General features: G+C 59.9%; 15 protein-coding genes. 10 read left to right on the top strand and 5 right to left on the bottom strand.

Annotation, left to right across the window (positions count from 1 at the left end):
* Nucleotides 1-8 precede the first annotated feature (8 nt).
* The 8 genes from JNB85_RS17560 (at nt 9) to leuC (ending at nt 6,318) form a co-directional block, all read left to right on the top strand.
* Complete coding sequence (locus JNB85_RS17560; protein ID WP_220335612.1) at nt 9-329, top strand: chorismate mutase; 321 nt, start codon at nt 9-11, stop codon at nt 327-329.
* Nucleotides 330-377: 48 nt separating this feature from the next.
* Nucleotides 378-746: a 30S ribosomal protein S16 gene (gene rpsP / locus JNB85_RS17555; protein ID WP_183749418.1), complete on the top strand. Its 369-nt coding sequence runs from the start codon at nt 378-380 to the stop codon at nt 744-746.
* 126 nt (nt 747-872) lie between these two features.
* Entirely contained in the window at nt 873-1,442 is a 570-nt protein-coding gene (gene rimM, locus JNB85_RS17550; RefSeq protein ID WP_220335611.1) for a ribosome maturation factor RimM, read from the top strand.
* A gap of 5 nt (nt 1,443-1,447) precedes the next feature.
* Nucleotides 1,448-2,149, top strand: coding sequence for a tRNA (guanosine(37)-N1)-methyltransferase TrmD (gene trmD, locus JNB85_RS17545; protein WP_220335610.1), 702 nt, complete (start codon nt 1,448-1,450; stop codon nt 2,147-2,149).
* Nucleotides 2,150-2,348: 199 nt separating this feature from the next.
* Nucleotides 2,349-2,885: a 50S ribosomal protein L19 gene (gene rplS / locus JNB85_RS17540; RefSeq protein WP_183749415.1), complete on the top strand. Its 537-nt coding sequence runs from the start codon at nt 2,349-2,351 to the stop codon at nt 2,883-2,885.
* Nucleotides 2,886-3,031: 146 nt separating this feature from the next.
* Nucleotides 3,032-3,829 carry a basic amino acid ABC transporter substrate-binding protein gene (locus JNB85_RS17535; RefSeq protein WP_220335609.1) on the top strand — a complete coding sequence of 266 codons (798 nt, stop codon included), beginning with the start codon at nt 3,032-3,034 and terminating at the stop codon, nt 3,827-3,829.
* A gap of 18 nt (nt 3,830-3,847) precedes the next feature.
* Nucleotides 3,848-4,666: an amino acid ABC transporter permease gene (locus JNB85_RS17530; protein ID WP_220335608.1), complete on the top strand. Its 819-nt coding sequence runs from the start codon at nt 3,848-3,850 to the stop codon at nt 4,664-4,666.
* 242 nt (nt 4,667-4,908) lie between these two features.
* A complete protein-coding gene (gene leuC / locus JNB85_RS17525; RefSeq protein ID WP_220335607.1) occupies nt 4,909-6,318 on the top strand; it encodes a 3-isopropylmalate dehydratase large subunit in 1,410 nt (469 codons plus the stop codon).
* Nucleotides 6,319-6,401: 83 nt separating this feature from the next.
* Here leuC and JNB85_RS17520 read toward each other — a convergent pair whose 3' ends face one another.
* Nucleotides 6,402-7,232 carry an aldo/keto reductase gene (locus JNB85_RS17520; RefSeq protein ID WP_220335606.1) on the bottom strand — a complete coding sequence of 277 codons (831 nt, stop codon included), beginning with the start codon at nt 7,230-7,232 and terminating at the stop codon, nt 6,402-6,404.
* 146 nt (nt 7,233-7,378) lie between these two features.
* On the bottom strand, nt 7,379-7,927 hold the full coding sequence (locus tag JNB85_RS17515; RefSeq protein WP_220335605.1) for a L,D-transpeptidase family protein: 549 nt from the start codon (nt 7,925-7,927) through the stop codon (nt 7,379-7,381).
* A 138-nt stretch (nt 7,928-8,065) separates the two neighbouring features.
* Here JNB85_RS17515 and JNB85_RS17510 point away from each other — a divergent pair, with 138 nt between their 5' ends.
* On the top strand, nt 8,066-8,749 hold the full coding sequence (locus JNB85_RS17510; RefSeq protein ID WP_183749409.1) for a response regulator transcription factor: 684 nt from the start codon (nt 8,066-8,068) through the stop codon (nt 8,747-8,749).
* 1 nt (nt 8,750) lies between these two features.
* Nucleotides 8,751-9,206, top strand: a complete 456-nt coding sequence (locus tag JNB85_RS17505) for a cyclic nucleotide-binding domain-containing protein (RefSeq protein WP_220335604.1) — start codon at nt 8,751-8,753, stop codon at nt 9,204-9,206.
* Between the two features lie 4 nt (nt 9,207-9,210).
* Here JNB85_RS17505 and JNB85_RS17500 read toward each other — a convergent pair whose 3' ends face one another.
* From JNB85_RS17500 to JNB85_RS17490, 3 genes are all read right to left on the bottom strand, one after another.
* Entirely contained in the window at nt 9,211-10,014 is an 804-nt protein-coding gene (locus JNB85_RS17500) for an exodeoxyribonuclease III (RefSeq protein WP_220335603.1), read from the bottom strand.
* 99 nt (nt 10,015-10,113) lie between these two features.
* The gene (locus JNB85_RS17495) at nt 10,114-10,797 is read right to left on the bottom strand and encodes an outer membrane lipoprotein carrier protein LolA (RefSeq protein ID WP_220335602.1); all 684 of its coding nucleotides are present in this window, start codon (nt 10,795-10,797) and stop codon (nt 10,114-10,116) included.
* Nucleotides 10,798-10,933: 136 nt separating this feature from the next.
* Entirely contained in the window at nt 10,934-13,609 is a 2,676-nt protein-coding gene (locus JNB85_RS17490; RefSeq protein ID WP_220335601.1) for an FtsK/SpoIIIE family DNA translocase, read from the bottom strand.
* Nucleotides 13,610-13,795: the final 186 nt, after the last annotated feature.

The raw sequence follows: 13,795 nt of genomic DNA, 5'->3' as shown, positions 1-13,795 counted from the left end.
CCTGCCCCATGATTGATCCAGAGGTCAAAGCCCAGCTTTCGAGCTACCGCCAGTCGATCGACAATATCGATGCGGCGCTCGTCCACATTCTGGCCGAACGCTTCCGCTGCACCAAAGAGGTCGGTGTGCTGAAGGCCAGGTACAAGTTGCCGCCGGCCGATCCGGCGCGCGAGGAATACCAGATCGCTCGTCTTCGTCAGCTTGCCGAAGATGCGCATCTGGACCCGGATTTCGCCGAGAAGTTCCTGAACTTCGTCATCAAGGAAGTCATCCGGCATCATGAGCAGATCGCTGCGGACCACGCTGAACAGAGCGCCGCAGCCCGATAACCATACCGCCCCACGAAGCGGTCAAGAAAAGCCTAAGGAGTAAAGAACATGGCACTGAAAATTCGTCTCGCACGCGGTGGTTCTAAGAAGCGCCCGTATTACCACGTCGTTCTCGCCGATGCCCGCAGCCCGCGTGACGGCCGCTTCCTCGAGAATCTCGGTTCCTGGAACCCGATGCTCGCCAAGGGCGACGAGAAGCGCGTTCAACTGAACGGTGAGCGCATCAAGCACTGGCTCGACCAGGGCGCCCTGCCGACCGACCGCGTCCTGCGCTTCCTCGACGAAGCCGGCATTTCCAAGCGCGAAACCCGCAACAATCCGGAAAAGGCAAAGCCTGGCAAGAAGGCTCAGGAACGCGCTGCCGAGAAGGCCCAGAAGGCTGCCGACGCCGCCGAAGCTGCTGCTTCCGCCGAATAATCGGTTTCGACCCAATCCGGACGGGCGGCATGGCGACATGCCGTCCGTTTTCGTTTCCATTCCCGCGCACTTCGTTTATGAGAGGCGTGATCTCAGCTTCTTGCCTGCGTTCGAATGAAGGAACCCATGACCAAGCTTGAAAACCCGGTGCTGATGGCAACCATCGGCGGCGCGCAGGGCATTCGCGGCGAGGTGCGTGTAAAGGCCTATACGGCCGATCCGACCGCGCTCGGTGATTACGGCCATCTGCACAGCATGGATGGACGCGTTTTTGAAGTTCTCGAACTGCGCGAAATGAAGAATATGGTCGTCGTCCGCTTCCGCGGCGTCAACGACCGAAACGCCGCCGAGGCGTTGAACGGCCTGGAACTCTACATCGAACGCGACAACCTGTCGGATGAGGAGTTGGAGGACGACGAGTTCTTCTATGCCGATCTGGAAGGGCTCGAAGCCTTCGACGATCAGGGTATCAGTTACGGCACGGTGACCGGAGTCTTCGATTTCGGCGCCGGCGATCTTCTGGAACTCAAGGGCCCCGGCAAGCGTCCGGTGTTGATCCCTTTTTCGGAAGCCTCCGTGCTGGAAATCGACCTTGAAGCCGGCAAACTGCTCATTGATCCGCTTGCGGCCGGCCTCGTCGACAATCCCGACGACATGAAGGGGCTCGCCCCCGGCAAGCCGAAGAAAAAGAAGTAGGCGCCATGGCTTTCCGGGCGACCGTGCTGACACTCTACCCGGAAATGTTTCCGGGCCATCTGGATTTTTCGCTCGCCGGCAAGGCGGCGGAGCGTGGACAATGGTCACTCGATACCGTGCAGATCCGTGATTTTGCGACGGATAAACACCGAACCGTCGATGACACGCCCGCCGGCGGCGGCGCCGGTATGGTGCTGAAGCCCGATGTGCTCGCCCGTGCTATCGACAGCGCTTCTGAAAATGACAACCGCCCGCGCCTGCTGATGAGCCCGCGTGGCAAGCCGCTGACGCAGGAGCGTGTGCGGCAGCTCGCGGCCGGCGACGGGGTGATCATCGTCTGTGGCCGTTTCGAAGGCGTCGACCAGCGTGTGATCGAGGCACGCGAACTCCAGGAAGTCTCGATCGGCGATTACGTATTGTCAGGCGGCGAGCCGGCAGCGTTGATCCTGCTCGACGCGATCGTACGCATCCTGCCGGGCGTCATGGGCAATGACCTCTCCGGCCTGCATGAAAGCTTCGAAGGCGGACTTCTGGAACATCCGCATTATACCCGCCCTCAGGAGTGGGAAGGCCGGGAGATTCCGGCGATCCTCACTTCGGGCAATCACGGTGCCATCGAGAAATGGCGCCATGATCAGGCCGTCTCCCTGACGAAGGAAAGGCGGCCAGACTTGATTAGAGCGCAGAAGGCCGAAAAAGCGGGCTGATTTCACAAATTTGTCGTCCAAGGGATGACAGGTGGAAGTCTTTCGTGTAATGGCGCACGCGGAAATGGGGTTTAACCCCGTCTGCCAGCAAACAAAGAATGGCGAACCCGCTCCCGCCCGCAAGGGCAAACTCCGGAGGCATCGACCGAAGGACAGTGTGAGCGCTCTGGCTGTTTCAGAAGAACCAAAGGTTAAGACGATGAACATCATTCAGCAGCTCGAGGCCGAACAGGCCGCCAAAATCGAAGCCAAGCGCACCCTTCCCGAGTTCTCTCCGGGCGACACCGTCCGCGTCAACGTCAAGGTTACGGAAGGCAACCGTACCCGCGTTCAGGCCTACGAAGGCGTCTGCATCGCCCGCTCCGGCGGCGGCCTGCAGGAAAACTTCACGGTCCGCAAGATCTCCTACGGCGAAGGCGTCGAGCGCGTATTCCCGGTTTACTCCCCGCTGATCGAAAGCGTTGAAGTCGTTCGCCGCGGTAAGGTCCGTCGCGCCAAGCTCTACTACCTGCGCGACCGTCGCGGTAAGTCGGCCCGTATCGTTGAAGATACCGGCGTCCGCGCCCGCAAGCTCAACGACGCCGAGCGTCAGGCGGTTGCCGAGGAAAAGGCACGTATCGAGGCTGAAAAGGTTGCAGCAGCACAGGCTCTCGCCGCCGAAAAGGCAGCAGCGGAAGCCGCTGAAGCAAAGGCCGCCGCAGAAGCTGCAGCCGCTGCTGAAGGTTCGGCTGAATAAGCACCTCGCGAAAGCGAAATCATTGCAGGGGAAAGGCGGTCTTTGGGCCGCCTTTTCTTTTTTGCGCCGATCGGCGATGCCTGCAGCCTTGCCATATCAGAATCTTCCGTGACAATTCTGCCGTTCAAAGATTGGGGAGCCATATCATGTTCTTTCGCCGCACCGTACTTGCCGGCTTGACTGCCGCAATGCTTTCGCCTCTCGCAGCTTTCGCCGCCGGCCTGCCGGACCTTGGTGGCAAGACCGTCGTCGTGGTGACGGAAAACGCCTATCCACCGCTGCAGTTCGTGGATCCCAAATCCGGCAAGGCGATCGGCTGGGAATATGACGCGATGAACGAGATTGCCAAGCGGCTGAACTTCAAGGTCGAATACCAGAACACCAGCTGGGACGCGATGATCCAGGCCGTATCCGATGGCCAGTACAACATCGGCATGACTGGCATTACCATCAAGGACGATCGGAAGCAGAAAGTCGACTTTTCCGACCCCTACATGCGCTCGCAGCAGTTCATGCTGGTGCGTGGTGACGAGAAGCGCTTCACCGATGCCAAGAGTTTCGGCGCCTTCAACGAAGGCCTGATCGGCGCCCAGCCCGGCACCTCGCCTTTCTATACCGCCGTCTACGAAATTCTCGACGGCAACGAACAGAACCCGCGCATCAAGCTCTTCGAAACCTTCGGCGCAACCGTGCAGGCATTGAAAACCGGCGACGTCGATCTCGTCCTGACCGACAGCGTCGCTGCAAAGGGTTATGTCGATTCCTCGAATGGCGGGCTGAAGGTCGTCGGTGAACCGCTCGGCACCGAGGATTTCGGCTTCATCTTCCCGAAAGGTTCCGATCTCGTCGCCCCCATCAATGCCGCGATTGCCGAGCTGAAGGCGGACGGCACCTTCGATGCACTGAATAAGAAGTGGTTCCTCGACTATAAGATGGGCCAGTAATTCCCAGAGCGATCGCAGATGGCACTGCCACCGTCCCCGCGACACGAGAAGGACGACCGTCCCTGGTGGTTGGTCGTCCTTGTGCTGATCGGCGTCGTTCTCGCCGTCGTCATCATCACCAACGACATCTACGCGCAAGTCTTCCGGACCGTCGTCAATGGTGCCGGCATTACCGTCTTCGTGACACTCGTCGCCTTTGTGCTGGCGACAGTGCTCGGTCTGGGCATTGCGCTGCTTGGTCTCTCCGACAATATCGTGCTGCGCCAGATCGCCCGCTTCTACATCGAGATCATCCGGGGCATTCCGATCCTCGTGCTGCTCTTCTATATCGCCTTCGTGGGTGCGCCGGGCGTTGTCGCAGCCTATAATTTCCTGATCACACCCCTGGTGAAGGCCGGTATTGCCGAGCCGATCCTCGTGCGGGACCTGTCGCTGATGTGGCGTGCCATCATCGCCCTGATGATCGGCTATTCCTCCTTCATCGCCGAAATCTTCCGCGCCGGTTTCCAGTCAGTCGATATCGGCCAGATCGAGGCGGCCAAGTCGCTCGGCCTGTCGCGCTACCGCCGTTTCCGGCTCGTCGTCTTCCCGCAGGCAATAAGAGTGATCTTCCCGCCGCTCTCCAACGACTTCGTCTCCATGGTGAAGGACAGCTCCCTCGTCTCCGTCCTCGGCGTGGCCGACATCACGCAAATGGGCAAGGTCTACGCCTCCGGCTCCTTCCGCTTCTTCGAGACCTATTCGATCGTCACCTATATCTACCTGATCCTGACGATCGGCCTGTCGCTGGCGCTGCGGCGGATCGAGAAGAAGATGAAGCAGATGCCGCGGCGATAGAGCTTCATGATTCGATTTGCCGTTTCGATCAAAAATCGCTATATCCAGCGCCATGGAATCCAAGTTCAGATGCACTGGCGCGCATATTTTCGTGCTGCAGGATCATTATCGCCTGCCGGCGCGGTTCTTCGCATGCGTCTCCGGTGCGCTCAACAGCCGACTTCGTTGACCGAATGACGGCCGGCGGAGCCTGATCCGCTATTTCCCGATTTTCCAAAGCTTCCAAAAACGGACTTACCGCCATGAGCGCACCGCGTACCCTCTACGACAAGATCTGGGACGACCACCTGGTCGACGAACAGGCAGACGGCACCTGTCTTCTCTATATCGACCGTCACCTGGTCCATGAAGTAACCTCGCCACAGGCCTTCGAAGGGCTGCGTATGTCCGGCCGCAAAGTTCGCGCGCCGGAAAAGACGCTTGCCGTCGTCGACCACAACGTTCCGACCTCCGCTGACCGCCACCTCGGCATCAAGAACGAAGAAAGCCGCATCCAGGTCGAGCAGCTCGCCAAGAATGCCGCTGAGTTCAACGTCGAATATTATTCCGAGAACGACAAGCGCCAGGGCATCGTCCACATCATCGGGCCGGAACAGGGCTTCACCCTGCCGGGCATGACAATCGTTTGCGGCGACAGCCACACCTCCACACACGGCGCCTTCGGCTCGCTTGCCCACGGTATCGGCACTTCTGAGGTCGAGCACGTTCTCGCGACCCAGACGCTGATCCAGAAAAAGGCCAAAAACATGCTGGTGCAGGTCGACGGCCAGCTGCCGTCAGGCGTCACTGCCAAGGACATCGTTCTTGCCATCATCGGCGAGATCGGCACTGCCGGCGGTACCGGCTACGTCATCGAATATGCCGGCGAGGCCATTCGCTCGCTGTCGATGGAAGGCCGCATGACGATCTGTAACATGTCGATCGAAGGCGGTGCTCGCGCCGGCCTGATTGCGCCCGACGAGATCACCTTTGAATATATCAAGGGTAAGCCGCGCGCGCCGAAAGGCGAAGCGCTGGAACAGGCGATTGCCTACTGGAAGACGCTGAAGTCTGACGAGGGCGCTCATTTCGACCGTATCGTCAAGCTGAACGCGGCCGAACTGCCGCCGATCGTCTCCTGGGGCTCCTCGCCGGAAGACGTCGTCTCCGTTCAGGGTGTCGTACCGAACCCGGATGAGATCCAGGACGAGACGAAGCGTGCCTCCAAGTGGCGTGCGCTCGACTATATGGGCCTGAAGCCGGGCACGAGGATGACCGACATTTCTGTCGATCGTGTCTTCATCGGCTCCTGCACCAACGGCCGCATCGAAGACCTGCGCGCCGCCGCCAAGGTCGTTGAAGGCAAGACCGTTGCCTCCTCCGTCAACGCCATGATCGTACCGGGCTCCGGTCTCGTGAAGGAACAGGCGGAAGCTGAGGGCCTCGACAAGATCTTCAAGACTGCCGGCTTCGACTGGCGCGAGCCGGGCTGCTCCATGTGCCTTGCGATGAACGACGACCGCCTGAAGCCGGGCGAGCGTTGCGCCTCGACCTCGAACCGCAACTTCGAGGGACGTCAGGGCTTCAAGGGCCGCACCCATCTCGTCTCGCCGGCCATGGCGGCCGCAGCCGCGATTGCCGGTCACTTCGTCGATATCCGCGAGTGGAACTGATCTTTCTCGCACATCGGACATGACGAAAGCCCGGCGCTCGCGTGCCGGGCTTTTTTAATTGCGCAAGGCTGAGAAGACGGCTCTCAGAACGTCGCCGTGTACGGATCCGGCCCCATGCGAGCGCCGGCACTATCGAGTTTGGCGATCGCGGCCATGTCTTCACCATCAAGCTTGAAATCGAAGACGTTGAAATTCTCCTCGATGCGCGAGGGCGTCACCGACTTCGGAATGACGACGAGGCCGGTATCGATGTGCCAGCGGATGATCACCTGCGCCGGCGTCTTGCCGTGCTTCTCAGCAATCTGGCCGATGACCGGATTGGAAATGAAACGGCCTTGGCCGAGCGGACTCCAGGATTCCGTGACAATATTCAGCTTCTTATGCGCTTCCTGCGCCGCTTTCTGCTGAAAATCCGGATGCAACTCAATCTGATTGATGACAGGAACCACACCCGTGTCGCCGACGATGTGGTCGAGATGGTCCGGGTAGAAGTTCGACACGCCGATGGAGCGCGCGCGCCCTTCTTCGCGCAGACGCACGAAAGCTTTCCAGGTTTCACGATAGAGACCGCGATGCGGCGACGGCCAGTGGATGAGGTAAAGGTCGATATAGTCACTGCCGAGTTTCTTCAGGCTGACTTCGAAGGCACGCAGCGCATTGTCATAGCCCTGGTCGGTATTGCGCAGTTTCGTGGTGACGAAGATATCCTTGCGGTCGACCCCTGATGAACGGATGCCCTCCCCGACACCCTCTTCGTTGTCATAACCGGAAGCCGTGTCGATATGGCGATAGCCGGCGGCAAGTGCGGTGCGCACTGTCGGAGCCGCGATATCCTGCGGCGTCTGCCAGACGCCGAGACCCACCTGGGGGATGGAATGTCCGTCATGGAAAGTGATGATGGGCTGAGTGGTCACAGTATATCTCCCGAAGTTTAGGGGATTTGCCAAAGACACGAATTGAACGGGGGGTGAATTGAAGCCGCCAAGCGGTTTTCCCCGGGACGCTTTGCGCCCCGCATGCCGGTCGAAAATCCATATAGGACACGTGGTCAGCAATACAATCAGGTAACTTGAACGATCGTTCCCTTTCTAAGGAAGGGCAGGATGCGGCGCATGTCGCGGGCACTGATCGCGACACAGCCGGCGGTCGGTTCGTATCCCGGCCGAGCAAGATGGAAGAAGATCGCTGAGCCGCGATTGCGTGCCCGGGACGTCACGTTCCAGTCGAGCACCAGGCAGATATCGTAGAGCCCGTCCTTGCGCTCCATCTCCTCATGGCTTGGCTTGAAAGGCGCCTTCACCAACCTGTTATAATTTGGATCGTCCGGTTGATCGCACCACATCATATCGGTGCGGATGCGCTTGATAAGCAGCTCCGAGGCGAGACGACCGTTTCGCTCGCCGCGCCGGAAACCATAGAGCAGCCGCATGGCCGCAATCGGCGTAGCCCCGTCGCCTTCACGCTTGATCACGGTCCGGCCGTTGCGGCCAATGGCGGCAGGCAAGGTCAGAGGGCCAAAACGGACGATGGCCCTGCTCTTTTTGCCCGGCGCGGCACGCACGACGAGCGTCGAAGGCCTGCCATTCCCCTCTCGCCTTGCTTTTTCCATTTTTCTCGCATGTTCTTGAATTGCCTTGGGCTTCGATTGAAACCATATGAGACCCCGAGCGGCAACAGCAGACCGCCAATCCTTGCCAAATGTGGAATTTGGCGTAGGAGTATCTGACAAACGCAAGGACGCACCCGCATGACCGCACGCACCATTCTTCTGGTGGATGATGACGATGACCTTCGCCAGACGCTGACGGAGCAGTTGTCGTTATATGAGGAATTCACGGTTCTGCAGGAAGCGACCGCGGCTAAGGGCGTCCAGTCCGCCCGCTCCAATCCGGTCGACCTGCTGATCATGGACGTCGGACTGCCGGATATGGATGGCCGCGAGGCGGTAAAGCTGTTGCGCAAGGGTGGCTTCAAGGCGCCGATCATCATGCTGACCGGTCATGACACGGATTCGGACACGATCCTCGGCCTTGAGGCCGGCGCTAACGACTACGTGACAAAACCTTTCCGCTTCGCCGTGCTCTTGGCTCGCATCCGCGTGCAACTTCGCCAGCACGAGCAGAGCGAAGATGCCACTTTTACCGTCGGCCCCTATCTCTTCAAGCCGAGCCAGAAGCTGCTGACGACCGACAACGGCCAGAAGATCCGCCTGACGGAAAAGGAGGCGGCGATCATCCGCTACCTCTACCGCGCCGAACAGAAGGTCGTGACCCGCGACGTACTGCTGGAGGAGGTCTGGGGTTACAATTCCGGCGTGACCACCCACACGCTGGAAACCCACGTTTACCGCCTGCGCCAGAAGATCGAGCGGGATCCGTCCAACGCCGAGATCCTCGTGACGGAGAACGGCGGCTACAAGATTATTCCGTAGAATGTCTCTTTCCGACGATATTCATCTGCTGTCGCAGCTTCCGCTCTTCAAGGACATGAACGACGACCAATTGCGCCTGATTGCCTTTGGCGCCGACCGTCGCGTGATTGCGGCCGGACAGATATTGTTCCGTCAGGGCTCGCCTGCTGAAAGCGCCTATGTAATCACCAGCGGCAGCCTCGAACTCAGCGTGACAGGCTCAGACGGCATGGGGCAGACTGAAGCCATTGCCGAATCCGGATCGTTGATATCGGAACTCGCATTGGTGACGCAGGTGGAGCGTAAATTCACGGCGATTGCGCGCGAGGATACCGGCATCCTCCGCATCACGCGAACCCTGTTCCATCGGCTGATCGAGGAATTTCCCTCGGCAGCGCGTATCATCGAAAATCGCATCCGCGACAACATCGCCGAACTGGCGGCGCAGGCCGCGAGTCAGTTTCACCGCTTCAACTGAACCTTCAGAGATTGAAATGTGCTGTTACGGGCACGTGGTCGGACGGCCGGTCCCAGCCGCGCGCCTCCTTCAGCACCTCAATGCGCTGCAGATGCGGACCGAGATCGGGCGAAGACCAGATATGGTCGAGGCGCCGGCCCTTGTCGGCAGCCTCCCAATCCTTCGCGCGGTAGCTCCACCACGTATAGAGCTTCTCGTTGGCAGGCACGTGCTGGCGCATGAGATCGTGCCAGCCGCCGCGTTTCATCACTTCGATGAGCCCCTCGGTTTCGACGGGCGTGTGGCTGACGATCTTCAGAAGCTGCTTGTGCGACCAGACATCATGCTCTAACGGCGCGATATTGAGGTCGCCGACGAGGATGGCTGAGGTGTCGCGCTCGGCGTTCGCCTTGAGGTTCTTCATCTCCTCGATAAAATCGAGTTTGTGGCCGAATTTTGGATTGATCGTGCGGTCCGGCTCGTCACCGCCGGCAGGAACATAGAAATTATGCAGACGGATGCGCCGGTTGCCGCGCTCGAAGACCGCCGAAATGTGGCGCGCGTCGCCGACATTGCAGTAGTCCTGCCGGTGATCCTCGGTCAGCGGCACGCGGGAGGCGATGGCAACCCCGTGATAGCCCTTCTGGCCGTGGATGATGATATGCTCGTACCCCATGGCGCGCAGCGGTGCCAGCGGGAAGAGGTCGTTCGGAACCTTGGTTTCCTGCAGGCAAAGGATATCAGGCCTGTGTTTCAACACGAGCTGCTCGACGATCGGCATGCGCAGCCGCACCGAATTGATATTCCAGGTGGTGATGGAGAAGCTCATGCCGTGCCCTTTCAGATCCCTCTGAAAAGGCTTTAGAGCAAAGGCGTCAGCGAGAAAACCGGCCGCGGGCAAAAGCGGCCGGCGATCAACCGAAAAGCGTTAGTCACGGTTTGCCGAAGTACCCTTGATATCTTCGTAGGGCACACGGAAGACGCGCTCGTCGAAGGCAACACCGGTCTTCACGTTGAAGATCATGACCGACGTGTCCTTACCCTGGTTGTCGGTGATCGTCCACTGGCGGAGATCATAAGTCTTCGGGTCGAACATCATCGTGATGGTCGAATTGCCGAACACCGTATTGTTGCCGAGCGAGATCGTTGTCAGATCGGACTCTTGCTTCACGCCCTTCACCATACCGGCGGAAAGATCGATACGCGGCGCAAGCAGCAGACTGAGCGGCGTCTTGGAAAGCGGATAGAGATCCCAGGTCTTCAGCTTCACATTGCCGATCGCGACATTCCTGCCGTCGGCAATGACGCGCATCGGCGACGGATCGTCATAGTTGAAGCGCAGCTTGCCGGGACGCTCGATGAAGAACTTGCCCCCAGTCTGTTCACCCCGAGGGCCAAACTGCACGAACTCGCCCTGCATGGTGGCGACGCCGGAAAAATGATCGGCAATCGCCTGTGCCGTAGCGTTGTTGCCAGCGGGTGCTGCCGCCTGTGCGACCTGAGCGAGAGCTGGAAACGGAACGGCGCTTGCAACGACCGCAGCGGCAAAGACACCAAGGACGTCGCGGCGGGCCACCGTCAGGCGGGAAAAGATGGATGCGGAGTTGGTCATATGAACCTCCTGTATGCGATCTGCATGCCGCTGAAAGGCGGCGTCTTCAAGGCGCCGCGATCGCCCGGTGAAAGGTAACGGATTACACGGGCCCAGGGTTTCCGTCGGACGGGCGGCGTTGCAAAATTTTCCTGTATCAGCGGTCGAGAATATCCCCATCCGTCGGCACGAGAATCTCCCGTTTTCCGGCATGGTTGGCAGGGCCGATGATGCCCTCCTGCTCCATGCGCTCGATCAGCGATGCGGCACGGTTATAGCCGATACCGAGCCTGCGCTGAACATAGGAAGTGGAGGCCTTTCCGTCGCGCAAGACAATGGCAACGGCCTGGTCATAGGGATCTTCCGAATCGGCGAGATTTGCCGTGCCGGCCGAACCGCCGCCATAATCGCCGTCCTCGTCGTCATCGGCAGTGATGGCATCGAGATATTGAGGCGAACCCTGTGTTTTCAGGTAGGAAACGATCTCTTCGACCTCGACGTCGGATACGAAAGGACCATGGACGCGCTGTATGCGGCCGCCGCCTGCCATATAGAGCATGTCGCCCATGCCGAGCAGTTGCTCGGCGCCCTGCTCGCCGAGGATCGTGCGGCTGTCGATCTTGGACGTAACCTGGAAAGAGATGCGCGTCGGGAAGTTCGCCTTGATCGTGCCGGTGATGACGTCGACCGACGGACGCTGCGTTGCCATGATGACATGGATGCCGGCCGCACGCGCCATCTGCGCCAGGCGTTGTACGGCGCCTTCGATGTCCTTGCCCGCAACCATCATGAGGTCGGCCATTTCGTCGATGATGACGACGATGTAAGGCATCGGCTGAAGATCGAATTCCTCGGTTTCGTAGACCGCTTCGCCCGTCTGCCGATCGAAGCCGGTCTGCACCGTGCGCGAGATCGTGTCGCCCTTGGCGAGCGCCTGCTCGACGCGCGTATTGAAGCCGTCGATGTTGCGAACACCAATCTTAGACATCTTCTTGTAGCGCTCTTCCATCTCGCGGACGGTCCATTTGAGCGCGACGACGGCCTTCTTCGGATCGGTGACGACAGGGGAAAGCAGATGCGGAATGCCGTCATAGACGGAGAGTTCCAGCATCTTTGGGTCGATCATGATCAGTCGGCATTGCTCCGGCGTCATGCGGTAGAGCAGCGACAGGATCATCGTGTTGATGGCAACGGACTTACCGGAACCTGTCGTACCGGCGACGAGCAGATGCGGCATCTTCGCAAGATCGGCGATCACGGCTTCGCCGCCGATCGTCTTGCCGAGCGCCATGGCGAGCTTCGCCTTCGAACTTTCGAAATCACGCGAGGCAATGAGCTCGCGCAGATAGACGGTCTCGCGCGTCTGGTTCGGTAGCTCGATGCCGATCGCATTGCGGCCCGGCACGACAGCGACACGCGCGGCGATAGCGCTCATCGACCGCGCGATGTCGTCGGCAAGGCCGATGACACGGGACGACTTGATGCCGGGTGCCGGCTCCAGTTCGTAAAGTGTGACGACGGGGCCGGGGCGAACATGGATGATCTCGCCCTTGACACCGAAATCTTCCAGAACACCCTCCAGCATGCGAGCATTCTGCTCCAGCGCATCTGCCGAAAGCGTGGAATCGCGCACCACGTTCTTCGGCTCGGCAAGCAGATGCATGGAGGGAAGCTGGAAACCTTCCGGACGGATGAACGAACCTTGCGCCTCACGTTCGACGCGGGCGCCGGGCTTCGGACGGGCGGAGGCAGGAATGACGCGAGGCTCAGGTTTACCGGCCGATTTGGCCGGTGCGCGGATCATCCAGTCGTCATCATCGTCATCGGGCAGAATATCGGCCGGACGCGGCGGCATGCCGGTATCGAATGGCGTATCGTCATCCTCGTCCTCATCGTCGTTGAGCGAGATGGAAGGCGCCGAAACGACCCGACGGCTCGATGGGCCACGCGGCTCCATGGAAGGATCCATGCGCTCGCCGCGCGCTGCGGGCTTGGCGCGCACCGGCTCGTTCAGCGTACCGAATTCGTCATCGTTGAAGTCGTAGGGTGATTCGAAATCGCCCTGGCGGCGCTTGCGTGGTCCCATGCCGAAAAGCCGCCGGAAACGCGCCTGGTTCATATACCAGGCATGCGTCACGGCGCCGCTAAAGGCCATCCAGCGGGACCCATCGTCCTCATCGTCCTCATCGCCGACGACACGCACCTTGCTGCGCGAATCGACATAATCCTCTTCTTCGTTTTCCTCCTCATCGAGCTCGCCGCGGCCGACGATGCCGGCCGCAAAGAGCATCATCCACGCCGTCGGGACGGCGAAGATGCAGCCGACGGCGGTCGCGAAAACACCGGTGGGATAGGCACCGACAAAGAGCGCAGGAAAACGCAGGATCATGTCGCCGATAACACCGCCGATACCGTTCGGGATCGGCCAGGTGAGCGGTGGCGGGAAGCAGCCGATGACGGCGGAGGAAAGTATGGTGCCTACGAGCCATGCGCCGGCACGCGCTGGAATGCGGCTTATGCGACGGCCGGAAATCAGCGCCAGCGCCCACGCAACGATCGGCAGCATCGAAACGACGCTCGCGAGTCCCAGAAATTGCATGGCGATGTCGGCAAAGGCGGCACCGCTATAACCGAGTATGTTGGTCGGCACATTACCGGTGGCATAGGAATAGCTGGGATCGGTGACGTTCCATGTCGCAAGCGCCGCAACCGCGAGCGCTAAGACCAAGAAGACCGCAAAGCCGATGAGAGCCTGGATCTGCCGCAGCATGAATGCCGAGAAGGAGAACCGGTCAGGACGGCCGTCCATCGCCGGCGACGTGCTTCTTGCCATATGTCAAACCCGTCCAATGCCTGGGGGCACGCGAATCGCCAATGCTTCGCCGCGCCAAATGCGTCCGCTCTACCTAATCAAAGTAGAGTTAAAGCGATGTTAACCATGCATATGCCGGATCACTAAAAAGAAAAGGGCCCGAACCTGTGAAGGTCCGGGCCAAGAGCGGCTTTTGGTTAGATAGGC

The sequence above is a fragment of the Rhizobium mesosinicum genome (assembly GCF_019511345.1).
GTDB classification, from domain to species: Bacteria; Pseudomonadota; Alphaproteobacteria; order Rhizobiales; family Rhizobiaceae; genus Rhizobium; species Rhizobium mesosinicum.
The sequence above is the reverse complement of the archived record's forward strand: the minus strand, read 5'-3'. Positions and strand labels throughout refer to the sequence as shown.

Coding starts and splice junctions, on each gene's coding strand:
- JNB85_RS17560 (WP_220335612.1), top strand. CDS start 9: ATGATTGATCCAGAGGTCAAAGCCCAGCTTTCGAGCTACCGCCAGTCG.
- rpsP (WP_183749418.1), top strand. CDS start 378: ATGGCACTGAAAATTCGTCTCGCACGCGGTGGTTCTAAGAAGCGCCCG.
- rimM (WP_220335611.1), top strand. CDS start 873: ATGACCAAGCTTGAAAACCCGGTGCTGATGGCAACCATCGGCGGCGCG.
- trmD (WP_220335610.1), top strand. CDS start 1,448: ATGGCTTTCCGGGCGACCGTGCTGACACTCTACCCGGAAATGTTTCCG.
- rplS (WP_183749415.1), top strand. CDS start 2,349: ATGAACATCATTCAGCAGCTCGAGGCCGAACAGGCCGCCAAAATCGAA.
- JNB85_RS17535 (WP_220335609.1), top strand. CDS start 3,032: ATGTTCTTTCGCCGCACCGTACTTGCCGGCTTGACTGCCGCAATGCTT.
- JNB85_RS17530 (WP_220335608.1), top strand. CDS start 3,848: ATGGCACTGCCACCGTCCCCGCGACACGAGAAGGACGACCGTCCCTGG.
- leuC (WP_220335607.1), top strand. CDS start 4,909: ATGAGCGCACCGCGTACCCTCTACGACAAGATCTGGGACGACCACCTG.
- JNB85_RS17515 (WP_220335605.1), bottom strand. CDS start 7,927: ATGGAAAAAGCAAGGCGAGAGGGGAATGGCAGGCCTTCGACGCTCGTC.
- JNB85_RS17510 (WP_183749409.1), top strand. CDS start 8,066: ATGACCGCACGCACCATTCTTCTGGTGGATGATGACGATGACCTTCGC.
- JNB85_RS17505 (WP_220335604.1), top strand. CDS start 8,751: ATGTCTCTTTCCGACGATATTCATCTGCTGTCGCAGCTTCCGCTCTTC.
- JNB85_RS17500 (WP_220335603.1), bottom strand. CDS start 10,014: ATGAGCTTCTCCATCACCACCTGGAATATCAATTCGGTGCGGCTGCGC.
- JNB85_RS17495 (WP_220335602.1), bottom strand. CDS start 10,797: ATGACCAACTCCGCATCCATCTTTTCCCGCCTGACGGTGGCCCGCCGC.
- JNB85_RS17490 (WP_220335601.1), bottom strand. CDS start 13,609: ATGGCAAGAAGCACGTCGCCGGCGATGGACGGCCGTCCTGACCGGTTC.